The following is an 8,185-nucleotide window of genomic DNA, read 5'->3' on the forward strand; positions in this document are numbered from 1 at the left end:
ACATCCGCGGAATCATTGCCCCAGATGTCATAGACATAGCCACCAAACTCCCAGGAACTGTTTTGTGTGCCATAGGAAATCCAACGTGTTCCCTCTAAATGATATGGTGCTGTATCAGCAGCCCAAGTATCCGTTAATGAAAGGGAAAAAACTGATTCTAATTTATTGGTTCCAGATTGCCCGTCTACTTCCCACTGGATTTTTGTTAATTGCCATGTTGTTCCATCCCAGTGTGCCCCATTGTATCTGGTTTCCGGCATACGGATCTCGCCCACAACCCAGATATCATTGGGTCCCAGGATAGAGACGTCTTTCAGGAAATTGTAATCGCCCTTGAGGGTGTCCACACGCCAGACGAAGGTGTGGCTGGTAGTATCCAGGCAGCACTCGCTGGAATCCGCTCCGCAGACATGGTAGCCCTCGGGACATTCTATTCCACTATCAGGCGGAGTGGGGCTGTTGCAGCTGGAAAAGAGGCCAAGAGCGCAGGTATACAGAAAGAGAGCTAGGGGAATGAATAATGTGCGCAAAGGATATATTCGCTGAGTTATCATAGTAAATATAGATATCTATTTTACCCCACGAAAATCCCCATTAATGTTTTGTAATTTATATATAGTCAATAGGAAATTCAAGACAAATAAGGAAGTAAGGCCGATGCCACGGTGGTCGGTGCTGGCGGATCACTCACCCCTAAATCCCCTCTCTCCCGAGAGAGGGGATGGACTTGCTACATTTTTGTGGACACAGTAAGAAGTCATAGATTACCATTAGGAACGGAGGTATCTATGATGGAGGAGAAGCCACCGCCGCTGGCAGGGCAAAGGCAGACCCGTCGGCAGTTCACCCGGGAGTTCAAGGTGGAGGCCGTGGAGTTAGTGTTGCGAGGAGACAAGACGGCAGTGGAGTTGGCCTGGGTTCTGAGGCACAGAATGACAGCCTCTGAGAAGATCCTTTGGAGTGTATTGCGCAGACGTTAACTGGGGGGATTGAAGTTTCTCAGGCAGCATCCCATCGGTTCGAGCGTAGTGGATTTTTATTGTCACGAGAAGCGATTAGCCATTGAAATTGATGGAGGGATTCATCGTAGTATGGATATCAAGAAACGCGATCAATATCGGCAGAAATTAATTGAAGGCTACGGCATACGATTTTTCCGCTGCCAGGCAGATGAAGTTGAAAGCGACCTTGCCAAGGTCATTGAACGATTGAAGCATTATATTGAAGAACTCGATAGTACAGATGAATAACAGATCACCATGTGACTCATGCTCTTTTCGAAAGGGAGGGACTCGACGTAGCCGGCCTCCTAGTGGCCGGAACGGCCAGAGGGACAATGGCGAGATTAGAGGAAAGCAAGGGAATAACACCGTGTGAGCATTCCGATGTCTCTTTACATAAGCAATAATATCAAGGCTATTCAGGAGGTACTATGCAGCCCATAAGACTAATCGCTTTATTTTCACTCCAGGTGGTCTGTTATTCGATGTGCGGAACCTTGATTGCAGGAGATAGCCCTTATTACGAAATCCATGGATATGGCACCCAGACCGAGGGAGGGCTGTCGGGCGAGGTTATCCGGGTCACCAATCTTGACAATTATGGCGATGGTTCGTTAAGGCAGGCTATAGGAACCCCCGGAGCCCGACTGGTTGTATTTGAAGTGGGGGGCGTGATTGATCTGGAGATGAACAATATCAGCGTGAGCAATCCCTATCTGACGGTGGCGGGCCAGACCGCACCCGCCCCCGGGATAACCCTAATCAAAGGCGGCTTGACTGTCAGGACCCATGACGTGGTGATCCAGCACCTGGCTGTTCGTCCCGGCGATGCAGGCCAACTCCCTCAGAGTGGGTGGGAACCGGACGCCATAGCCACTTCGGGTAATGAGGCGTACAACGTGGTGTTCGATCATTGTTCGGCCACCTGGGCGGTGGATGAGAACCTGTCCGTGTCCGGTCCGGGAGATTCAGAACCGATGGCCTCGAGCCATGACGTGACTCTGTATAGATGCATCATTGCCGAATGCCTCTCGTACTCCACGCACTCCAAAGGCCAACATTCCATGGGGACGCTGCTACACGATGGTGTGGCCAATGTATCGATCATCGGATGTCTGTACGCGCATAACAACGCAAGAAATCCATACTATAAAGGCAACAGCCGGGCGGTTGTTGTCAATAACGTCGTCTATAATTCAGGGCATAACTGTGTCCATATGTCCGACTACGGGACTAACAGCGCGGTGATCATCGGCAAGTCCTACGGCGCACTGGTTGGCAATGTATGGATCAAAGGTGTCGATTCCTCCACCGATATATTTGTCCGGGCGACAAAAAGCAGAGCATGCGGTGAGGCTTATCTGGAAGACAATATACTAAAGGACCGGACCGGCGCCGACATGGAGGCGGTAGACAGCTATATTCAAGTGGTAGACAGTCCACCTTTATGGCCTGAGGGGCTGGTAGCCAGACCCGCGGTTGAGGCAGTATTCAGTGTATTGAAGAGCGCCGGTGCGCGGGCCGGGGACAGGGACGCGATTGATGCCCGAATCGTTCAAGCGGCCATCAATGGCACGGGGGAAATAATCGACAGCCAGGGGGAAGTGGGGGGATACCCGAGTTACACGATGACCACACGGAGTATAGAGGTGCCTGAAGGTACGGAGGCCCGCAGAGCATGGCTGGACAGTCTTTCGGCGGCCATTGATACGGATGACGCGCTGGATACTTCTCCCCTGAATCCTGTCCTTGGGACTATCAGTGTCAGTGAGCGGCAGATACCTCAAGAATATGGCCTCGCTTTGACAAACTATCCCAATCCCTTCAACCCGGTCACCCGGATTGATTATACAGTTTCAAGACCAGGTTATGTGCTGCTTACGGTATTCAGCCTGACCGGTCAGGAAATAGCAACACTTGTCGATAAGCGGCAGCAAGCTGGTCGTTATCACATTTATTTCCAGGCCTCCGGTTTGCCAAGCGGGGTATATTTCTATCAGCTCAGAGTAGGGGATGCAGTTATAACTAAAAAGATGACGATATTAAAGTAGTCTCATAGGCTGCATAATCAGGCCATTAACTCGGGCGCCAGTACCGGCTCGTAATTTCTAATCCGATATTTCCATTCTGTGAAAAGGGCTGTAGCTTCGCGCTTTCATTATGATCGCCTACCGCCTCATTCGCAAGAAGCAGCAGGGCCGGGCCCACACCCCGGAAGAAATCCGCTTTCTGGTGGAAGCCTTCGCCAACGGCACCCTGCCGGACTACCAGATGGCAGCCTGGCTCATGGCGGTCTACTTCCAGGGAATGACGGTCGACGAGCGTCAGGAGCTGGTGCGGGCCATGATTGAATCCGGGCGGCGACTGGATTTCTCCCATCTGGACGGCTACGTAGCCGACAAGCACAGCACCGGCGGGGTGGGTGACAAGGTCTCGCTGGTCCTGGGACCGCTGGTGGCTGCCTGTGGGGTATATGTGCCCATGCTGTCCGGCGAGGGGCTGGGCCATACCGGAGGGACCCTGGATAAACTGGATGCCATCCCCGGCTTCAGGACCGATCTGGACCTGGACACCTTCCAGCGGATAGTGGCGCAGGTGGGAATCTGTATCATGCGGCAGACCGATGAAATCTGTCCGGCCGACAAGAAGATGTACGCCCTGCGCGACCTGACGGCCACGGTCGGCTCGCTGCCCTTGATTTGCGGCAGCATAATGAGCAAGAAAGTCGCTGAAGGTATTCAGGGCCTGGTACTGGACGTGAAGTGGGGCAGCGGCGCTTTTATGACCAGCATCGACGATGCTCGGACCCTGGCCCTGGCACTCAAGGATACGGGGGAGGCCTTTGGTGTGCAGACGGTGACCCGCATCACCGATATGAACCAGCCCCTGGGCCGGTCGTCCGGGATATGGTGTGAGGTGCAGGAGGCTATCGAGGTGCTTGAAGGCGGCGGGCCGGATGATCTGGTGACCCTGGCCAAGACCCTTTCGGCGGACATCCTGCGCCTGGCAGGCTTTGATGACCCGGAACGGGTGGTGGAGGAGGCTTTGGCCTCAGGCCGGGCGCGGGAGAAGTTCGATGAAATGGTGGCTGCCCAGGGCGGGGAGGTGGAAGCCCTGACCGACCCGCACCTGCACTGGCCAACTGTGACAATCCCCCTCAAGGCTCCCACCGGCGGCTGTCTCCAGGCTGTTGATACCTACCAGGCCGGGATGTCGCTGATCACGGCTGGGGCCGGGCGCCAGCACCAGAACGAGGCTATTGACCCCACTGCCGGCTTCAGGCTGGAGGTGAAGATCGGTGATGAAGTGCAGGCAGGGGATGAAATTGGCTGTTATTTCGGTACCGACCAGGGCCGGGTGGAAGCCGCCGCCCGGGAGCTGCAGGAGGCGCTGAGCTGGGGGGAGGAGAAGCCGCAGCGGCCGCGGCTGGTGGTGGAGTAGGGGTTGGATAGGTGTGTGGTTTAATATCCACTGACCCCTCATCCCATCCTTCTACCTCAGGTAGAAGGAGCCTTTATTGACGACCTTCTAGGTTCCCTATGGCTGGGCCCCTGTCAATGCCTGAACAGGTCCTGCTCTTCCTCCTCTTCTTCCTCCGGCCGTTTGGGCCAGCCCAGGCGCAGGTCATTCCAGTGGAGCAGGGTATTGAATACGAGGGCGTGGCTGCCGCAGGTCTCGCCGCGCCAGAAGGGACGATTGGCGAACAGTACGACGTGGCCTTTGCCTACAGGCACATCCACCACGGCGGGGGTGCCGGCCAGTTCCTCTTCTCCACGTAACATGCCGCTCATCAACAGGCCTTTTTTAGCAAAGTTGACAACTTCCCGCGGCACTTCCTTTTCCCAGATCTCATCTTTGAGCCAGTCCGGCAGGCGGAAGTCGCGCATTTGCTTGCTTATCTTGAAAACGGGTGCCTGGCTGAAGTAAACGGCCAGGGTATCGCTGTAGCCGTAGGTGATGGGGCTGGTTTTGTCCTTGACCTCGGCTTTGACCACGCAGCCGCGGGCGGCCAGGTTTTTGGTCGGTGTGATACTGATGCGGCGGGTAAGGGCCATCTCGATGGGGAAGGCAGCGATGGAACCTTCGGTGATGAGCACCCCGCCGTTTTCAATGAAGGTTTTCAGATTTATTAATCCTTCATAGCCCATGCCGCGGCGAACATCGTCGGTCTGGTCGATCTTGCCCAGATGGGAGGTGAGGTCACTTTCCTGCCAGGGGATAGGGTCACCGGCGGTGGTGGTACCGGCCACCAGCGTCTGGGGGGAGGCCCAGGTCCGGGGCACGATAATCACGTCGAGGCTGGAGGGATCCAGGGTCGCGATGTCCTGTTCGGAAAGGTGGGCATAAGGGATGCCCAGTTTATCGAAGGCCAGCCGCCACCAGCCGGCGTCCTGGGGCGTGCTTACCCAGGTATGCACCAGGGCCACCCGGGGTGTTTCCACATTGTGGGTGGAGACCGCTGGTTTTTTGGCGGTCCCATTTACCGTCAGCCCGAGGTCTCTGGCCGTCGCGTCAATCCGTTGGGCCAGGTCACCGGGATTGCCTTTTGCGGGGATAATCAGACTGCCGGCATTAAACCTGGACTTATCAACTTCAAAGGCGCTTTCGGCCCCTTCCATCTTTACGTCAGCCAGCTGGAAGCGGAACACTGTCAGGTTATCCTCGGTGGTGTTGTTCACCAGGAAGAACTGGTGTCCCCGGCCCTGGAGACCTCCGGCAGGCTCGATATGACTCTTCAGGGGCTTCATTCCAGCCTGCAGGATGGAGGGATCGTCCACCCGCCGGGCCTGCACCTGCCACAGGTAGGGCAGGGTCCAGCCGGTATCGTCGTAGGGTGGCGGGGCGTCCTTGGGAAAGTCCTGCTCGCCCAGCAGGTTAAGGATCAGGGCCCGGTAGGGCTGATCCAGGCGCACCACATAGGAGCCTTTCGGGGCCGTTCGGGTGACTTTAGCCTTCTCTGAGCTCTGCTTTTCACCTTTGCCTTTATCTCCCCTGGCCGATATCTCTTCGGTCCATTTCAGGTCTTGCGTGGCCTGGTGCACCTCAGCGCCTTCGTCCATCAGCAGATTGACCAGCCCGGCGGCGGCGTGGCTACGGGGCTGGTCATGGCGGATGACCCAGGCATGGGGCGGTTCCTGCCGGCCCTTATTCACGGCGTTGCGCGACTTAAGGTAGAAGTTCTCCACCAGGTCGGTGCCGTTGTCCGCCACGTATTTGAGCGCGATGAGCAGGCCGCTCTGGGAATAGTTGACGTTATTGCGCAGCGACCAGTCGGTTTTTTCCAGGGGCGGGTTGGGCCGATACCATTCCCGGGAGGTCTGGCTGTCCTGCAGTTTCCGTTCCCTGGTATCGGCGATGGCGTTGCCGAAAGTCTCGTAGAACCGGCCGATAGCATTACGCAGGTTGGGAATCCACAGGAGGTAATTGGAGGCCCAGCCAGTGTAATAACCGTGGGTCCAGACGCCGGGCATACCGCGCTTGGTCAGCTCGGTCACCTCCTCATGGGCCAGGTTGTGCCATTCGTCGATGGTGAGGGGATCGATATACTCATTGTAGGGGCCGGTGCCGGTGGAGACGTACAGGTAGGGCACGGACTCGTGCAGGTCGTGGCCGACGATGGGTTTCCAGTAGAGAAAGGAGGCCAAGATATTCCGCGTCAGGGCCAGGCTCAGGCCGTAGCCGTCCCGGTTGTTGTCGTGGGCGACATATTTCCCCCAATAGACAAGGTCCGGGCCTATATCGTTGTGCTGTTTGCGGTAGTTGTATATGTCCACCATGCGGTCCCGTCCGTCAGGCTCGGCTACCGGCACGAGAATAACGATCACCTTCGCGCGGATGGCCTGGATCATGTCCGACTCTCCCACTGCCAGGCGATAGGCCAGTTCCATGAACATCTCGGGGCCACCCGTCTCCGTCGAATGCAGGCCGGTCATAGTATAATAGATGGGCTTAGCCCTGGGAATGATATCATAGGCTTCGGCTTCAGTCAGCGTACGGGGGTCGGCCAGGCGATTGAGGTAGCCGCGGTAGGTTTCCAGGTCGGTGATGGTCTGCTCATCGGCGATGACCACTTCGATCATCTCCCGTCCTTCTTCGGTCTGGCCTATGGTGCGGACTGCTACCCGGGGGGAATGCTCGGCCAGCAGGCGCAGGTAGCCATGGATCTCGGCGGTGTTATGGAGGATGTTCGGGGCGCCGATGATATCCCCAAAGTGCTCCAGGGGCGAAGGCACTGTCTCGGAGATCGGCAGGTGGTCCACCAGATCGGAGAGAAAGCGCTCATCCGTGGTGTAGGTCTTGATCTTGTCGCCGTAGGCGGCGTCGTTGATCTGGGCAACGACTGTCTGGAAAGAGAATAAGAGAATAAGGTAGATGGCAGAGTGGGTAGAACGCATGGGTTACTCCTTATACTCGTAGTGGAATTTAGGGATTATCCTCCTTTGAGATAATCCTGGTGAGCAGGTCCAGGGGCAAGGCCTCGACGGTGTGGCCGTCCCTGCCCGTAACGGTGGTGGCTTTGAGCAGGGAGTTATAAACGGCCTCCTCCACGGCTTCCACAGCTGCCAGGAACAGGGGACTCAGGGCCTCATTGCGCAAGTATTCGGCCGGTTGGGTTCGGGTTTCGGAGGTATGGGGCACCCGGTTGCGGATTGAAAAGGCAATAACGAAGTCCCCTGTACCGTTGCTCATGAATGAGCCGGTGCGTGCCAGGCCGAGAATGGCGCGTTTGGCTAGCCGGTGGAGGTTGCGGGGTGAGAGGGGCGCATCCGTGGCCAGGATGATCATGCAGGAGCCATAGTCGTCCCGGTCTTCCATCAGCCTGGCCCCGGTATCCGAGGCCCCTTCCAGGTGTTCCTTGAAGCTATAACGGCCCAGCTGCTCGCCTACGGGATGGCCGTCCATGGTGAGGATACCGCCGTAGTTGCTCTGTACCAGGGCGCCCACCGTGTAACCTCCCAGGCTTTCAGGCAGGAGGCGTGAGGAGGTACCGATGCCGCCTTTCCAGCCGAATGCGATGGTGCCGGTGCCGGCCCCGACGTTGCCTTCGGCTACGGGACCGGTGGTGGCGGCCTCGATGGCGGCTGTCACTTCCTTGCGGGTGACATGCATACCCCGGATATCGTTCAGGTAGCCATCGTTGGTCTCGCCGACGACGGCATTGACGGAACGGACGTCCTCGTTGC

Annotated in this window: 7 protein-coding genes; 4 read left to right on the forward strand and 3 right to left on the reverse strand. The window is 56.9% G+C overall.

Features of this window, described 5'->3' with window-relative positions; translation table 11 throughout:
• A partial coding sequence (locus ACETWG_04860) for a hypothetical protein (GenBank protein MFB0515918.1) occupies positions 1 to 347 on the reverse strand: 347 nt, incomplete at its 3' end.
• Between the two features lie 441 nt (positions 348 to 788).
• On the opposite strand from ACETWG_04860, the gene ACETWG_04865 reads away from it, so the two are divergent.
• From ACETWG_04865 to ACETWG_04880, 4 genes are all read left to right on the forward strand, one after another.
• Positions 789 to 980 (forward strand): hypothetical protein, encoded by a 192-nt coding sequence (locus tag ACETWG_04865; GenBank protein ID MFB0515919.1) that lies wholly within the window; start codon positions 789 to 791, stop codon positions 978 to 980.
• Between the two features lie 9 nt (positions 981 to 989).
• The gene (locus tag ACETWG_04870) at positions 990 to 1,250 is read left to right on the forward strand and encodes an endonuclease domain-containing protein (protein ID MFB0515920.1); all 261 of its coding nucleotides are present in this window, start codon (positions 990 to 992) and stop codon (positions 1,248 to 1,250) included.
• Positions 1,251 to 1,432: 182 nt separating this feature from the next.
• Positions 1,433 to 3,052 (forward strand): T9SS type A sorting domain-containing protein, encoded by a 1,620-nt coding sequence (locus tag ACETWG_04875; GenBank protein ID MFB0515921.1) that lies wholly within the window; start codon positions 1,433 to 1,435, stop codon positions 3,050 to 3,052.
• Between the two features lie 109 nt (positions 3,053 to 3,161).
• A complete protein-coding gene (locus ACETWG_04880; protein MFB0515922.1) occupies positions 3,162 to 4,442 on the forward strand; it encodes a thymidine phosphorylase in 1,281 nt (426 codons plus the stop codon).
• Between the two features lie 113 nt (positions 4,443 to 4,555).
• Here the strand turns inward: ACETWG_04880 and ACETWG_04885 are convergent, their stop codons facing one another.
• Together ACETWG_04885 and ACETWG_04890 are read right to left on the reverse strand one after the other, a co-directional pair.
• Entirely contained in the window at positions 4,556 to 7,396 is a 2,841-nt protein-coding gene (locus ACETWG_04885) for a M14 family zinc carboxypeptidase (protein ID MFB0515923.1), read from the reverse strand.
• A 28-nt stretch (positions 7,397 to 7,424) separates the two neighbouring features.
• Positions 7,425 to 8,185, reverse strand: a 761-nt coding sequence (locus tag ACETWG_04890) for a P1 family peptidase (GenBank protein ID MFB0515924.1), incomplete at its 5' end; no start/stop codon positions are given.

This window comes from Candidatus Neomarinimicrobiota bacterium, from assembly GCA_041862535.1.
GTDB lineage: Bacteria > Fidelibacterota > Marinisomatia > SCGC-AAA003-L08 > TS1B11.